This window comes from Collinsella aerofaciens, from assembly GCF_015670795.1.
GTDB lineage: Bacteria > Actinomycetota > Coriobacteriia > Coriobacteriales > Coriobacteriaceae > Collinsella > Collinsella aerofaciens_Q.
Genome location: NZ_JADPCJ010000009.1, coordinates 1 through 14873 on the forward strand (window position 1 = coordinate 1; position 14873 = coordinate 14873).

At 58.8% G+C, this 14873-nt stretch carries 13 protein-coding genes; 9 read left to right on the forward strand and 4 right to left on the reverse strand.

The genetic code is table 11. From position 1 onward, the window contains the following. Positions 1–213, forward strand: a 213-nt coding sequence (locus I4W09_RS10390; protein WP_230318672.1) for a hypothetical protein, incomplete at its 5' end; no start/stop codon positions are given. A 119-nt stretch (positions 214–332) separates the two neighbouring features. Here I4W09_RS10390 and pdxT read toward each other — a convergent pair. Next, positions 333–920 carry a pyridoxal 5'-phosphate synthase glutaminase subunit PdxT gene (gene pdxT / locus I4W09_RS04135; RefSeq protein ID WP_196032158.1) on the reverse strand — a complete coding sequence of 196 codons (588 nt, stop codon included), beginning with the start codon at positions 918–920 and terminating at the stop codon, positions 333–335. A 20-nt stretch (positions 921–940) separates the two neighbouring features. Then, positions 941–1831, reverse strand: a complete 891-nt coding sequence (gene pdxS / locus I4W09_RS04140; RefSeq protein WP_035137036.1) for a pyridoxal 5'-phosphate synthase lyase subunit PdxS — start codon at positions 1829–1831, stop codon at positions 941–943. Between the two features lie 145 nt (positions 1832–1976). Here pdxS and pdxR point away from each other — a divergent pair, with 145 nt between their 5' ends. Both pdxR and I4W09_RS04150 read left to right on the forward strand, forming a co-directional pair. Then, entirely contained in the window at positions 1977–3413 is a 1437-nt protein-coding gene (gene pdxR, locus I4W09_RS04145) for a MocR-like pyridoxine biosynthesis transcription factor PdxR (RefSeq protein WP_196032161.1), read from the forward strand. A gap of 541 nt (positions 3414–3954) precedes the next feature. Then, a complete protein-coding gene (locus I4W09_RS04150) occupies positions 3955–4836 on the forward strand; it encodes a putative endonuclease domain-containing protein (RefSeq protein WP_196032164.1) in 882 nt (293 codons plus the stop codon). Between the two features lie 241 nt (positions 4837–5077). Here I4W09_RS04150 and I4W09_RS04155 read toward each other — a convergent pair whose 3' ends face one another. Next, the gene (locus I4W09_RS04155; RefSeq protein ID WP_022094328.1) at positions 5078–5638 is read right to left on the reverse strand and encodes a ferritin family protein; all 561 of its coding nucleotides are present in this window, start codon (positions 5636–5638) and stop codon (positions 5078–5080) included. A 256-nt stretch (positions 5639–5894) separates the two neighbouring features. Between I4W09_RS04155 and I4W09_RS04160 the strand changes: the two genes are divergently transcribed. From I4W09_RS04160 to I4W09_RS04185, 6 genes are all read left to right on the forward strand, one after another. After that, complete coding sequence (locus I4W09_RS04160; RefSeq protein WP_196032166.1) at positions 5895–7115, forward strand: iron-containing alcohol dehydrogenase; 1221 nt, start codon at positions 5895–5897, stop codon at positions 7113–7115. Between the two features lie 8 nt (positions 7116–7123). After that, positions 7124–8503: an aldehyde dehydrogenase gene (locus I4W09_RS04165; protein ID WP_196032168.1), complete on the forward strand. Its 1380-nt coding sequence runs from the start codon at positions 7124–7126 to the stop codon at positions 8501–8503. A gap of 425 nt (positions 8504–8928) precedes the next feature. Continuing rightward, positions 8929–9255 carry an HIRAN domain-containing protein gene (locus I4W09_RS04170; protein ID WP_161115328.1) on the forward strand — a complete coding sequence of 109 codons (327 nt, stop codon included), beginning with the start codon at positions 8929–8931 and terminating at the stop codon, positions 9253–9255. Between the two features lie 18 nt (positions 9256–9273). Continuing rightward, positions 9274–9453: a hypothetical protein gene (locus I4W09_RS04175; RefSeq protein ID WP_161115329.1), complete on the forward strand. Its 180-nt coding sequence runs from the start codon at positions 9274–9276 to the stop codon at positions 9451–9453. 66 nt (positions 9454–9519) lie between these two features. Next, positions 9520–10065, forward strand: a complete 546-nt coding sequence (locus I4W09_RS04180) for a metallophosphoesterase (RefSeq protein ID WP_230318673.1) — start codon at positions 9520–9522, stop codon at positions 10063–10065. A gap of 138 nt (positions 10066–10203) precedes the next feature. Next, positions 10204–11961, forward strand: coding sequence for a DUF2130 domain-containing protein (locus I4W09_RS04185; protein ID WP_196032172.1), 1758 nt, complete (start codon positions 10204–10206; stop codon positions 11959–11961). 74 nt (positions 11962–12035) lie between these two features. Here I4W09_RS04185 and I4W09_RS04190 read toward each other — a convergent pair whose 3' ends face one another. Further along, positions 12036–14717 carry a DEAD/DEAH box helicase gene (locus I4W09_RS04190; RefSeq protein ID WP_196032174.1) on the reverse strand — a complete coding sequence of 894 codons (2682 nt, stop codon included), beginning with the start codon at positions 14715–14717 and terminating at the stop codon, positions 12036–12038. Between the last annotated feature and the right edge of the window lie 156 nt (positions 14718–14873).

Consider the following 14873-nt stretch of genomic DNA (forward strand, 5'->3'; position numbering starts at 1 on the left):
AACCTCGTTGCGGCGCGGCTGCGCCTATGGCACTTCAACATCATTGTCGCAGCCCCGACCCGCGGTCACGAGCGGGGCTCCTATCTTTTTAGTGCCCTCGGATTGGGTCATAGTGTCTGTCGGTACCAAAACATCGGCGTTGTCCTGATCAAAGCCTGCCAAAAAGGGACAGGTTTATTTTGGTGGTCGTTGGGGACGTTCTTGTTTGACTAGTCGTTTAAGAACACCCAACGACTACATAGCATGAGAGTGGATAATCTCCCGGTTTGAGCCTGCATCCAAGCTTAAAGAGGGAGATTATCCACTCTCATTTTGTTTGTTGATTTCGATGCCTACATTTGTAGGAACAGTTCGTGGAGGCGGGTGTCTTCGTCGAGTTCGGGGTGGAAGGTTACGCCGAGCTGGTTGTCTTGGCGGGCGGCGACGATGCGGCCATCGACTTCGGCCAGGGCCTCGGCATCGCCGTGCACCTCAACGATGCGGGGGGCGCGGATAAACGTCAGCGGCACTTCACCGTCGATGCCGGTTACCTGCCCCTTGGTTCGAAAGCTGCCGAGCTGCCTGCCGTAGGCATTGCGCTCGACGAGCACATCCATGGTTGCCAGGCGCGGCGTCCCCTTATCGTCGTGGGCGGCAAGGTCGCGCGCCAGCAGAATCAAGCCGGCGCAGGTGCCCAGGACGGGCATGCCTTCAGCGATACGGGCACGAAGCTCCTCGAGCATGCCGAGCTCGGCAAGCAGCTTTCCTTGAACGGTGGACTCGCCGCCGGGAAGTACCAGACGGTCAAAGTCCTGCTTCAAATCAGCCGCCTGCCTCAGCTCAATACAGTGTGCGCCAAGCCCGGATAGTCTTGCCTCGTGCTCGGCAAAAGCGCCTTGGACCGCCAGCACGGCGACCGTTTGGTCTGCATAATCGCTCATGTGCGATCCTTTCTGCTGGACTAGCGCCCGCGCTCTTCCATGATAATCTCGATCTCGTCGGCGTTGATGCCCACCATGGCCTCGCCCAGGTCCTCTGAAAGCTCGGCAATGAGCTTGGCATCGGTGAAGTTTGCCACGGCCTTGACGATGGCGGCTGCGCGCTTGGCGGGGTCGCCGCTCTTAAAGATGCCCGAGCCGACAAACACGCCTTCGGCGCCCAGCTGCATCATCAGCGCGGCGTCGGCGGGGGTCGCTACGCCGCCGGCGGCAAAGTTCACGACGGGAAGCTTACCCGTGGCATGGACCTCGCGCACCAGCTCGACCGGAACCTGCAGTTGCTTGGCTGCCTCAAAGAGCTCGTCGTTGCGCAGGGCAACAACGTCACGGATCTGCTTTTGGATCTTGCGCATGTGACGCACGGCCTGAACGACGTCGCCCGTACCCGGCTCACCCTTGGTGCGAATCATCGTGGCGCCTTCGGCAACACGGCGCAGCGCCTCGCCCAGATCACGGGCGCCGCAGACAAACGGCACGTCAAACTGGGTCTTGTCGATGTGATAGACGTCATCGGCAGGGGAGAGAACCTCGGACTCATCGATGTAGTCGATCTCGATGGCCTGCAGGACCTGCGCCTCGACGATGTGACCGATGCGGCACTTGGCCATGACGGGGATGGAGACGGCCTCCTGGATGCCCTTGATCATCTTGGGGTCGCTCATGCGCGAGACGCCGCCTGCGGCACGGATGTCGGCCGGGATGCGCTCGAGGGCCATGACGGCGCAGGCGCCTGCCTCCTCGGCGATGCGTGCCTGCTCGGGCGTGGTAACGTCCATGATGACGCCGCCCTTGAGCATCTGCGCGAGCTCGCGATTGAGTTTGACGCGGTCGGCCTTGCTGTTCTGTTCTGCCATGGTTGCTCCCTTGGTTGGCATGTGCATTGCTTGACGGAACATCCTATCGGGGAGCTGGGTATGACAAAATACTCAGTTTTCGAGATAATTACAAGGTCAGACTAATACCAGATTGAATGACTTAATAAGGTCAGGTGATAGGCTCATGCTTGACTACAATTTGGAAAAACGCGGCGAAGCATCGCTCTATGAGTATGTTTACCAGCAAATTCGAGATGATATCGTAGCTGGACGCATTGTGGCGGGGGAGCATTTGCCGTCTAAGCGCGCCTTTGCCAGTCATCTGGGAATCAGTGTTATTACCATCGAGAATGCATATAGCCAGTTACTCGCTGAGGGCTATATTTGCTCAATACCACGTCGTGGCTACTACGCTTGCGAGCTTCCGGATGCACCGGTTTTGGCTTCGGCTGCGGAGGGCATCGACCGAGATGCCGTCTCTGTGGGCCCCAGCGTGCATGATGTCAACGGACAGGTCGAGCGATTCGATGCGCTTTCTCCTTCTGCTTTGGAGGCGGCGCGGCTTTGGCAAAGCGCGCTACGGGCGACGCTGGCATCCGAAGACGAGCGCGAAATCTTTTCGCCCGCACCGGCGCAGGGCACTGCTCGGCTGCGACGCGCAATTGCTCACCATCTGCACGGGACAAGGGGTATGAATGTCGACCCCAACAACATCGTTATCGGTGCGGGCGCCCAGCTGCTCGATACCATGTTGGTTCAGTTGCTTGGCGCGGACAAGGTGTATGCGGTTGAGGATCCGGGCTATTTGCGTCTGACGCGTATCTATCAGGCTATGGGCTGCAAAGTTCGACATATCCCGTTGGATGATGAGGGCGTGGACTTGAGCACTCTGCAGAAAAGCGGGACCGATGTCCTTCACCTGATGCCGTCCCATCAGTATCCGACCGGCCTTGTGACGAGCATTGCGCGTCGCTATGCGCTTCTGAGCTGGGCCGCCGAGCGACCAGGTCGGTATCTCATCGAAGATGACTTTGATTGTGAGTTTCGCCTTGCCGGGAAGCCGATTCCCGCGCTCGCGTCGATCGATGCCGCCCAGTCGGTTATATACACCAACACGTTTTCGAAGAGCCTGTCTTCGGCGTTGCGCCTAGCGTACATGGTGTTGCCCGACGAGCTGATGGAGCGGTTTAGGCGCGACCTTGGTTTTTACGCCTCGTCGGTTAGCTCCATAGATCAAGTTGCATTGGCTCGCTTGCTGGAATCGGGTGATTACGAGCGTCATGTGAACCGCGTGCGCGTTCGTGCCCGCGAGGCGCGTGATGGCCTAGTGGCGCTTGTACGGAAGGCATTTCCGGCAGGGGAAGTCTCGATCGAGCATGCAGACGCGGGCCTTTACTGTATCGTGGTTGCGGAGCGTAGAACGGGCGGAAGCACTTTTGCACGGGCCCTCACGCGCTCGAGTATCCCGTTTATCGATATCAGTGACTGTTATTGGTGTGCCGATGGCGCATCTGTCCCTGAAAACTCAACTCAAATTCTTGTTCAGTATGACGATCTGAGTCCAAAAGTACTAACAACCTTGGAATTGCAGCTAATGGGGGGCACTCTGCAACCTAAGTGAGTAGACTTTTAGCACTTTGGCGACCAGGCAGTTTTGTAACAAGCTATCTACCTGCGGTTTTGAAAAGCAGGATGACCGGCCTGCTCGGGATGTTCAAAAAAGTCTACTCACTTGCCGCGCAAAGCTTCTACATGAGAAAAAATGAGGTTTTCAACAGGGTTTCGTCCAGCTCTTGGCAAACTTTTGGCCAGTTGGGGAGGGCTGTTGAAAACTTGGCAGTCCGTTCGGCGCCATTTTTGGTGCGTTCGCGCCAATGCGTGACTGACTGGGTTGAAATTCGTGTTTTCCTGTGCCTATGAAGGATCTACTTTGTGACATATCAGCTTTTAGGTACTGGCGTTTGCCTCCTCAAGTCCGCGCTTTGTGTCCGCCGCTTCCACGACCGGAAGAAGACCGGCAGCGATATGATCTCGCCCGCAACCCGACGGCTGCGGTCGCGCTCGGTTTTCCGTTGTATACATTGGTTCGGACGAGAAACAAACGGACTTGTCCTGCCAGCATTAGGCAGCGGCTGTTTCTTGGTGAGCTCCCCAGGGAATCCGTGCTGGAAACGGAGCATGGGTTTTTGGTTACGTCTCCTCTACTGACGACATTCATCATGTCGCGGCATCTGACGGATCTTCAGCTTCTTTTGGTATTGGCGGAGATGTGTGGCTTGTTTGCGGTGTGTGCCCTGCCGGCGGCACTTGAGGCGGAGCTTTCGCGTGCAATTGATTCGGGCGCGATTTCGACAACGGTCGGTTGGGTGCGCTGCCCGTCCGAGGACGGCACCGCCTCAAATTTATGGCGTCGAGACGCTTTGGTTTTGGGCGGAGACCTTGACCGTTTTTGTTCAGATGTTTGCGGGATGCGTTACGGCAATAGATTTATGGCGGTATCGCAACTCGTTCCATTGGGTGCCGCGTCGCCTTTTGAGGTCGAGGCGTATTTGTTGCTTGGACTGCCGCGAGCCCTGGGAGGCGAAGGTTTTTGCGGCATAGAGCTCAATGTCGAAGTGACGTTAAGCACAAGTGCTCGAGCGATTGTGGGAAAGTCCCGTGTGTATATCGATCTACTTCTGTCTTCGCCGGACGGCAGGCGACAGGTGGCCATTGAATGTCAGGGAAAGGCCTCGCACGGACGCGCAGGGGATGGCTTGCGTGACGCTGACCGCATGACGGCCCTTCAGGCCATGGGCTATGATGTACTTCTCCTGACACACAGACAGATATCCGATGAGGATAGATTCCGCGCGATCGTTAAGGCCGTATGCAGGATGCTCGATGCTGAATATCGTGATAAAAGCTCGGATGAGCAAAGGGCTGAGGCATTACTCCGGTCTGAACTATTCGTTGACTGGACAAAATTGGGAGTAATTGACGGAAAGACGCCCGTTAGACACAAAACAACTCGATCGTGGACGGTTGGGGAACTAAGTGAGTAGACTTTTGGCTTGATGGCGACCAGGCCGTTTTGCAACAAGTCATTTACCTGCGGCTTTATAAAGCATTTTGGACGGCGTGCTCGGCAAGTTCCAAAAAGTCTACTCACTTGGTTTTTGACGAGAAACCGATGTCGAAGGCGGTCCTATTTCAGGGCGTTTGCGAGTTCTCGAGACACAAAAAAAGCCCGAACCATGCGGTCCGGGCCTTATCGACCTAAAGATTATCTCTCAGGCGTTTGGCTTAGCCGAAGTAGCGCTTGAGCAGGCCGGCGAAAGCCTTGCCGTGGCGAGCTTCGTCGCGAGCCATCTCGTGCACGGTGTCGTGGATGGCATCGAGGCCGGCGGCCTTGGCACGCTTGGCAAGATCGGTCTTGCCGGCGGTGGCGCCGTTCTCGGCCTCAACGCGCATCTCGAGGTTCTTCTTGGTGGAGTCGGTCACGACCTCGCCCAGGAGCTCGGCGAACTTGGCGGCATGCTCGGCCTCCTCGTGGGCAGCCTTCTCCCAGTACAGGCCGATCTCGGGATAGCCCTCGCGATGAGCGACGCGAGCCATGGCCAGGTACATACCGACCTCGGAGCACTCGCCCTCAAAGTTGGCGCGCAGGTCGGCAACGATGTCCTCGGAGACGCCCTCCATCTTGGCGACGCCCACGACGTGCTCGGCAGCCCACTCGAGCTGACCCTCCTCCTGCTTCAGGAAACGAGAACCGGGAACGCCGCACTGGGGGCACTTGAAGTCCTCGGGCAGTTGGTCGCCGTCGAACTCTTCCACATAACCGCAAACGGGGCAAACAAACTTCATGATTCGATCCTTTCGATCGATGGCGATTGTGCGCTCGTCCGGTCCCGTAAGGGCCCTCTCCGGACGTGCGTCTTGACGAGTTCTATTATCCATAAATGCAACCAAATGTGAAGCCTATTAGGAATGATTTTTAATAAAACAATTTCGAGATATGAAGATGTTGATTGATTAACGATTGGCAGGCCGTCTTTGACCGCCGCTGAGTACAATCGGGCGAGCAAATGTTGACCTATCAACAAATGAAGGAGTTTCCTTTATGCATCTAGCCCGTCGTGCCTGGTGCCGAACATATCAGACGGTTTTTCGCATTGCATTGCCGATCCTGCCCTATACCGAGCCGCGCATTTTAGAGCATGCCGAGGATGTGCCCGCGGTGCTTCAAAAGCGCTCGATCCAGAAGGTCCTTATCGTGACGGATCCCGGCATTGCCCGTCTGGGGCTCACGGCACCGCTCGAGACGGCGCTCGCATCCAGGGGGATTGGCGTTACGGTCTATGCCGAAACGCGTGCAAACCCCACGGTTTCAAACGTGGAAGAAGCGGCGTCCCTGTATCGAGAGAGCGCCTGCCAGGCCATTATCGGCTTTGGCGGTGGCTCGGCCATGGACTGTGCCAAGGGCGTGGGCGCACGCATTGCGCAGCCAAACAAGCCAATCAACAAGATGCGCGGCCTGCTGCGGATTCATCGTCGCCTGCCGCTGCTCATCGCCGTTCCCACTACCGCCGGTACGGGAAGCGAAGCCACGCTTGCGGCGGTAATTACCGATGACGGGACGCACTACAAATACCCCATTAACGACTTTGTGCTCATCCCGCGTTTTGCAGTCCACGACCCCGAGTTTGCGTGCGGCTTGCCCGCTTCCATTACGGGGCAGACGGGCATGGACGCCCTGACGCATGCCGTTGAGGCCTTTATCGGGCGAAGCACCACGCCCTATACGCGCAAGATGGCGCGACAGGCGGTGCAGCTTATCCACGACAATTTGCTCGAGGCCTATGAGCATGGTGACGACATGTGCGCTCGTCGCAATATGCTTTTGGCGGCGTATAAGGCGGGCGTTGCGTTTACCCGCTCCTATGTCGGATATGTGCATGCCATCGCGCACAGTTTGGGCGGCCGATACGGAATTCCGCACGGTTTGGCCAACGCGATCATCCTGCCGCACATGCTTCGCGCTTATGGTGACGCCGCCGCCCCCAAGCTTGCCGATCTTGCTCACATGGCGGGCATTGCGCCGGCTACCGCGCAGGATAGTCTTGCGGCCGAGGCCTTTATCGATTGGGTCGACCGCATGAACGAGGCCCTGGGAATCCCCAAATATGTTTTGGGCATTCGCCACTCTGACATTCCCGAGATGGCGGCGCATGCCGATGCCGAGGCCAATCCGCTATACCCCGTTCCGCTTCTAATGGACCGCTTGGAGCTCGAGCATATGTACGAAGTCGTTGCAGGTGGTATGTTTGAGGACGAGAATTAGGAGGGTCCATGAACACCGAGGAAATTGCGCGCATCGTCGGCGATCAGCGCGCCTACTTTAAGACGCACGCCACGTTTGATGTCGATGCTCGACGTCGCGCGCTCGTGAGTTTACGCGATGCGGTGCGGGCCCACGAGGCCGATATCGCCCATGCGCTCAAGACCGATTTGGGGAAGTCGCATGACGAGGCCTATATGTGCGAGATTGGTACGTCGCTTTCCGAGATTCGACATCAGATCGCTCACGTGGCTCGATGGAGTCGTCCGCGCCTGCGTCCGTGCGATCTCGCTAACGCCGTGAGCGTGTGCAAAACGCAAGCCGTGCCCTATGGCGTCACACTCATCATGGCTCCGTGGAACTACCCGTTTTTGCTAACACTCGAGCCGCTCGCCGGCGCCCTTGCCGCGGGCAATACCGTGGTCATCAAGCCGAGTGCCTATGCTCCGGCATCGAGCGCGGTGCTCAAGCAAATCTGTGAAGAGGCATTTGATCCGTGCCTGGTGACGGTTGTCGAGGGCGGGCGCGCCGAAAACGAAGCGCTGCTCGATGAGTGCTGGGACAAGATCTTCTTTACCGGTAGCGTTCCGGTCGGCAAACTCGTCATGGAGCGCGCAAGTAAAAACCTTACGCCCGTGACGCTTGAGCTGGGCGGAAAGAGCCCCTGCATCGTGGATGCGACGGCAAACTTGAAGGTTGCGGCGCGGCGTATCGCCTTTGGTAAATGGCTCAACGTGGGGCAGACCTGCGTGGCGCCCGACTACCTGCTGGTCGATGCGCGCGTGCACGACGAGCTGCTGGACCTCATCAGGGAAGAGGCCCGCCGTATGTTTGGCGAGCATCCGCTCGATAACGAGGATTATGGGCATATCGTCAACGCCAAGCATTTTGCGCGCGTGCGTGGGCTGATCGATCCCGATAAGGTTGTGCTTGGAGGCACGGCGCGCGAGTCATCGCTCAAGATTGAGCCGACGATTTTGGACGGCGTGACCCCCGATGACGCCGTGATGCAGGAGGAGATTTTCGGCCCCATCTTGCCGGTGCTGACGTTTGAGAGCCTAGACGAGGCCGAGACGTTTATTACGGATCGTCCGACGCCGCTGGCTCTGTATATCTTTAGCCAGGATCGCGCAGTTCAGCAGCGCTTTGTGCGTTACGTGCCCTTTGGCGGCGGCTGCGTCAACGACACGATTATGCACTTGGCTACGAGCCATATGGGCTTTGGTGGCATGGGTGCGAGCGGTATGGGGCAGTACCATGGACGCGAGAGCTTCGATACGTTTAGCCACAAGAAGAGCATCGTGAACAAGGCAACGTGGCTGGACGTGCCATTCCGCTATGCTCCTTACGCAAGCTGGAAGCACAAGTTCGTGCGCATGTTTGTGCATTAGAAAAGGGCGCAGGTAATACGAACAAGTGTTCCTATTACCTGCATTTTGCGTTAGACTACTGTTATGGAGCACGGATGGGCCAACTCCCTTTAGAAGGGATTTGGTATGAACGTAAGCGATGTTATTTCGTTATTGGCGTTGTTGATTGCGGCTATCGAACTCGGTCTGTTTATCGGCCGAATGAAATGGCCGCCCCCGCGTAAGCGAAGACGGCCACTTCTCACGATGAAAACGTGTATCGGAGTTGGCAAGACCCGCGGCAACGGGTGCCATCCGTGTTCCTATCTTATCTGCAAGCGTTCTGTCGCGCAAGCGTTGAGGCAAACGATTGAAGGACGCAGACAGGATGTATTTGTGTCCGCACGGGACCGTAGACTTCTCAATAAGGTTACACACCGGTTTATCCGGCCGTTAGAGGAGCTGCTATGTACGAGCCTTCGCGTGTTCTTCTGTCATTTCACATTGCAGGATTTCAGTATACCGATGGCGCCTTGGTCTTGGGCGATCTTAAAGCGGGCGATAAACTGACGCTGTGTGCCGAGCGCGATAATCCCCATGACCCCGAGGCAGTTGCGATCTACTATGGCAAGACCAAACTTGGCTACGTTCCGGGAAACGAGGTTGGCCCACTGTCCTTGATGATGTATTACGGCCACGAGGACGTATTTGAGGCCCGCGTGCAACAGGTTGCCCCCGAGCGCAGCCCGTGGCATCAGGTGCGCGTTGGGCTCTATGTGGTGGATGCTCGCTAATCGGTATGGGAGACTGCCATGTTTGATGACGATGACCTGTTCGATCTGACAGACGATCCGTTTGAGTGGGATACGCTACTCGATGACGATGAGTTGGAGCGGGATCGTAAGAAGCGGCAGGGCAAGAACGCCCAGGGTGACGCTTCGAAAAAGCAAGACAAGCGCCGCCGCGGACTGTTCGGCGGGCTCTTTGGCTAACCGCCGCATCGCTGTGTCTGTATACTTAGCACGAGTTGGATGCATTGCGAAATGAGGGCATAGACGATGATGTGGTTTACCGCCGACCTGCACCTGGGCGATACGAATATCTTGCACGACATGGATCGACCGTTTGATTCGGTCGAGGAGATGAACCACAAGGTCATCGATGCCATCAATGAGTGCGTGGCTGCGGACGACCGCCTCTATATCCTGGGAGACTTTACGTATCGCTTGCCCATGGCGGAGGCGGTGCGCCTGCGCGAGCGTATCGAATGCAAGAATGCGACGCTCATCCGCGGTAACCATGACGGCGACTGGGAAGATTCCGACGCCCCGCAAATTTGGGAAGACGTGCGCGATTACCTGGAGATTGCTCCCGGCTATGCCAAGGGCCATCGTCTGGTTATGAGCCACTACCCCATGCTCAGCTGGAACGGCAAGGCACGTGGCGCCATTATGCTGCATGGGCATATCCACAGCAGGGGTGACCGCACCAACGCACGCAACCGCGATCGCGAGCGCCCGATCCTGCGCTATGACGTTGGCCTTGATGCCAACGACTACAGACCCGTAAGCCGCGATCAAATCCTGGGCTTCTTTGGACTGTAATTCTCGAACCACCACAAAGGGGACAGGCACCTTTGTGGTGGTTCTGGCGCCGTTGCCATTATGGCGGCGGCGCCTTTTTTGTCCGCGTGGCGCGGTAGAGTGTAGGCGGTTGAAATTTGCGTCCATCGAGGAGCTGCTATGAACGAGATCAAGTGCCCGCATTGCGGCGAAGTTTTTAAGGTCGATGCGTCCGGCTATGCGGATATCGTCAAGCAAGTGCGCGATGCCGAGTTCTCGCGCGATCTTGATGAGCGCATAGCGGCGGCTCGACGCGAGGGCGAGCAGGCGCTGGAGCTTGAGCGTTCGCGTTCGGCGTCTGCCCTGCAGGAGGCGGAGTCTCAACGCGACGCTCAGCTTGTCGAGCAGAAGAACACTGCGGATCAGAAACTGGCGCAAGAGGTTGCCAAGCGCGATGCTGAGCTTGCCGAGCTGCGCGCTAAGCTCGAGGGCGCTGCCGCAGAGCGCGAGAGTGCAAGCCAGCGCGCGGCGGTTGAGGCACGAGCCAATGCTCAAAAAGAGAATGCCGAACTCCAGCGTGAGATTGATAGCCTGCGTGCGCAGCTTGGGCGCAAAGATGACGAAGCAAAGCTTGCCGAGTCGGCGGCGCGCAACGCTGCTCAAAACGATTTAGCTGCACGCGACGCTCAGATTGCCGAGCTGCAGGCCAGGCTTGCCGCGGCGGACAAGGCCCAGGAGATGGCGCTTGCCGCTGCCGCGGCAGAGTCGCAGCGTGAGCTCGATGCCGCTCGCAGCGAGGCCGAGCGCGCGTTTGCTGACTATCGCGCGAAGGTGCAAGAGAAGTTTTCCGCCGCAAAGGCTCAGTCCGAGCAAGAGGCCGAGGGCCTGCGTGCCCAGCTGCGCGAGCAGGAACTGATGGCAAAAATGAACCTGTCAGAGGCGGTCGCCGCGGCGGAGCGAGAGCGCGATGAGGCGCGTGCCAAACTGACGAGCGAGCTGGCGGTGCGCGATTCTCGCGAGGAACAGGTCAAGGCGGCACACGAGCTCGAGCTTGCGCAGGCCAAGCGCGCGAGCGATGACCTGATTCGCTACAAGGACGAAGAGATTGAGCGCCTTAAGGACATGAAGGTCCGCCTGTCCACCAAGATGGTGGGCGAGTCGCTCGAGCAGCACTGCGAGACCGAGTTTAACCGTCTGCGCATGACGGCGTTTCCTAACGCGTACTTCGAGAAGGATAACGATGCGTCCGAGGGCACCAAGGGCGACTTTATCTTCCGCGAGTGCGACGCAAGCGGTAACGAGGTCATTTCGATTATGTTCGAGATGAAAAACGAGAACGACGAGACCGCGACCAAGCACAAAAACGAGGACTTCTTTAAGAAACTCGATCACGATCGTCGCCAGAAAGGCTGTGAGTACGCGGTGCTCTGCACACTGCTCGAGCCCGAAAGCGAGCTCTATAACGCAGGGATAGTCGACGTGAGTTACCGCTATGAGAAGATGTACGTGATCCGCCCGCAGTTCTTCATTCCCATGATCACGCTGCTGCGCAACGCCGCCATGGGTTCGCTGCGCTATAAGCAGGAGCTGGCGGAGTACAAGCAACAGAACATCGACGTCACGAACTTCGAGGCCAAGATGGAGAAGTTCAAGAACGATTTCGGCCGCAACTATGAGCTTGCGAGCCGTAAGTTCCAGACGGCGATCGAGGAGATTGACAAGACGATTAGCCATCTGCAGAAAACCAAGGAGGCATTGCTGTCCTCCGAGAACAATTTACGTCTAGCCAACAAGAAGGCCGACGATCTTACCATTCGCAAGCTCACCTGGGGCAACAAGACCATGAAGGCGGCGTTTGACGAGGCGCGCGGGGCTGCGACAGGGGCAAACGATGAGCCCGCCGAGGCGGATTCGTATGAGGTCGAGGATGCCGAGTAGGGGATAGCGTATAGTGCAAAAGCGGGGCCGCTGGCGATATTGCCAACGGCCCCGCTTCGTTCCAGTATGTACGGCTAGTCCTCGAGCAGGTCCTCGATAAAGCCGACGCGGTAGTTTTTGAAGATGACCTCGCCGCCGTCTTGCGTGGCATCCAGGTCGACATCGCCCATGATGCCAAAGTCGTGGTCGCCATCCTCGTCGGCAAAAATCTGGTGCACGTGCCACACGTGATCGGTCTTCTCGTCGCTCCCGTCGATGGTAAACATCGCGGCGCTGCGGGCATCTCCGTCGGTGAGGATTTCCTCGTGCTGCTCATGGTAGGCATCGAGCGCCTTTTGCCAGCGGACCTCGCTCATGCCCCAGTCCTCGTCGAGTTCGCCCAGGTCGCGAACGTGCTCGCGGGCGGCAAGGGTCACGCGGCGGAAGAGTGCGTTGCGCACCAGCAGCGTGCAGCCGCGACGGTCCGCAACGACCTCGTCGATGCCCTGCGGCGGCGCGGCGTCGAGGGCCGCCGGGTTGCCGGCGTTCTCCCACTCGTCCACCAGGCTCGAGTCGACCGAGCGCACCACAAAGCCGAGCCACGAAATGATGTCGCGCAAGCGCTCATCGCGCTTCTCAATGGGCACGGTGCGATCGAGGGAGCGGTAGGCCTCGGCTAGGTAGCGCAGCAGAATGCCCTCGGAGCGGGCGATGCCGAGCTTTTGGATATAGCCCTTAAAGTCGCTCGCGCTCTCCAACATGTCGCGCAGGACGCTCTTGGGCGAGAGCTGGTAGTCGTTGGCCCAAGGTACTTCCTGGCAGTACTTGTCGAAGGCGGCATCGAGCAAATCCTCGAGCGGCTTTTCGTAGGTGACATCCTGGATGCGCTCCAAGCGTTCCTCATATTCGACGCCGTCGGCTTTCATCTCGGCCATAGCGCGGTCGCGCGCGGCGCGCTCCTGCGCGCGCAGCACCTGCTTGGGATCCTCGAGCGTAGCCTCGACCATTGAGATCAGATCCATGGTATAGGTCTCACTCTCGGGGTCGAGCAGCTCCAGCGCGGCAAGCAAAAACGGCGAGAGCGGCTGGTCGAGCGCAAAGTCCTCGGGCAGATCGACCGTCAGTGCATAGTCGATGTCTGGCGCGGCGTCAGTCGGGGCGTCGGGCGCGGGCGGCACCTCGGTGCGAACGACGACGCCGGAATCGATGAGCGTGGCGAAGATTTCGTCGGCGCGAACCTCGAGCTTGGCCTTTTCCTCGGGGGTCTGCAAGCTCGTCTCGATGAGGTCGTGTACGCGGACTCGGGCATCGCCGCCCTGCTCGACCACGCTAATCACCATGGAGTGCGTGATGCGAAGGCGCGGCTTGAGCGTCTCGGGCTGCGTCTCGATCAGGCGCTCAAAGGTCTGCTTGTTCCAGGTGACAAAGCCCTCGGGGGCCTTCTTCTTTTTAATCTTGCGGAGCTTCTTGGGGTCGTCGCCCGCCTTGGCCATGAGTTTGGCGTTCTCGATCTCGTGCTCCGGGGCCTCGGCGATGACCATGCCCTCGGTATCGAAGCCCGAGCGGCCGGCGCGACCGGCAATCTGATGGAACTCGCGGGCGCGCAGGCGACGCATCTTGTAGCCGTCGAACTTGGTGAGCGCGGTGAGTACCACGGTGTGGATGGGTACGTTGATGCCGACGCCGAGCGTATCGGTGCCGCAGATGACGGGCAGCAGGCCCTGCTGCGCCAGGCGCTCCACCAGCAGGCGATAGCGCGGCAACATGCCGGCATGGTGCACGCCGACGCCGCATCCAAGCAGGCGTTTGAGAATCTTACCAAAGGCCGTGGAGAAGCTCGTCCCCTTTGCCGCTTCTTTGATGGCCTCGCGCTGCTCCTTGCTGGCGATGCCAAAATTGGCGAGCGACTGTGCCGTTGCAAGGGCGGCATCCTGGCTAAAGTGCACGATATAGAGCGGGGCCTCGCCGCGGCGCATGGCGAGCTCGACCGTGCCCTCGAGGGAGGTCGTCACGTAGTCGTAGCTCAGCGGCACGGGGCGCGGGGCATCGACGACCAAGTCGCAGGTAGCACCGGTGTGTTCCTCGAGTGAGGCGGCGATGGCAGTGACATCGCCGAGCGTGGCGCTCATGAGCATGAATTGCGTGTGGGGCAGGGTGAGCAGCGGCACCTGCCAAGCCCAACCGCGGTCGGGGTCGGCAAAGTAGTGGAACTCGTCCATGGCCACGCAGCCCACGTCGGCATCTTCGCTCTCGCGCAGTGCGTCGTTGGCAAGGATCTCTGCCGTGCAGCAGATGACGGGTGCCTTGGTGTTGATATGCGTGTCGCCGGTAATCATGCCTACGTTATCGCGGCCGAGCACCTGCACAAGGTCGAAAAACTTCTCGCTGACCAGAGCCTTGATGGGAGCCGTGTAGTAGCAGCGCTTGCCCTGCGCCATGCCCATAAAGAGCATGCCCAGCGCGACGAGCGATTTACCCGATCCGGTCGGTGTGCCTAAAATGACGTGATCGCCGGCAGCCAGGTCCATGAGGGCCTCTTCTTGGTGATCCCACAGTTCAATGCCGCGATCGCTCGTCCATTCAAAGAAGCGTTCGAAGGCTTGATCGGGCGTGAGCCACGGTTCGGGCTCGCTGCCGCCCTCGGGCTCCCACCAGGTGGGGGAGAGCGCGCCGAGCGAGCCAAACTCGGCTTCGGTTCCCGTGCCGCCCGAGAATGAGCTGGCGGCGCCGGCGCCGGAGACGGTGCTGGCGGCGGTATCTGTCGTGGTCTGTGCCATGTGGTTGCTTTCTCTCGCGATTGTCCGCCAACTATTATGGCGTAGCGGCGCATCGATGCGTTTGCAGGCAAGAAAATGCAGGAAATGGGCGTTCTGCCCGGCCGTTTGGTGCAGTTGCCAGCTAAGTGAGTAGACTTTTTGCGATGTCGCGAGCAC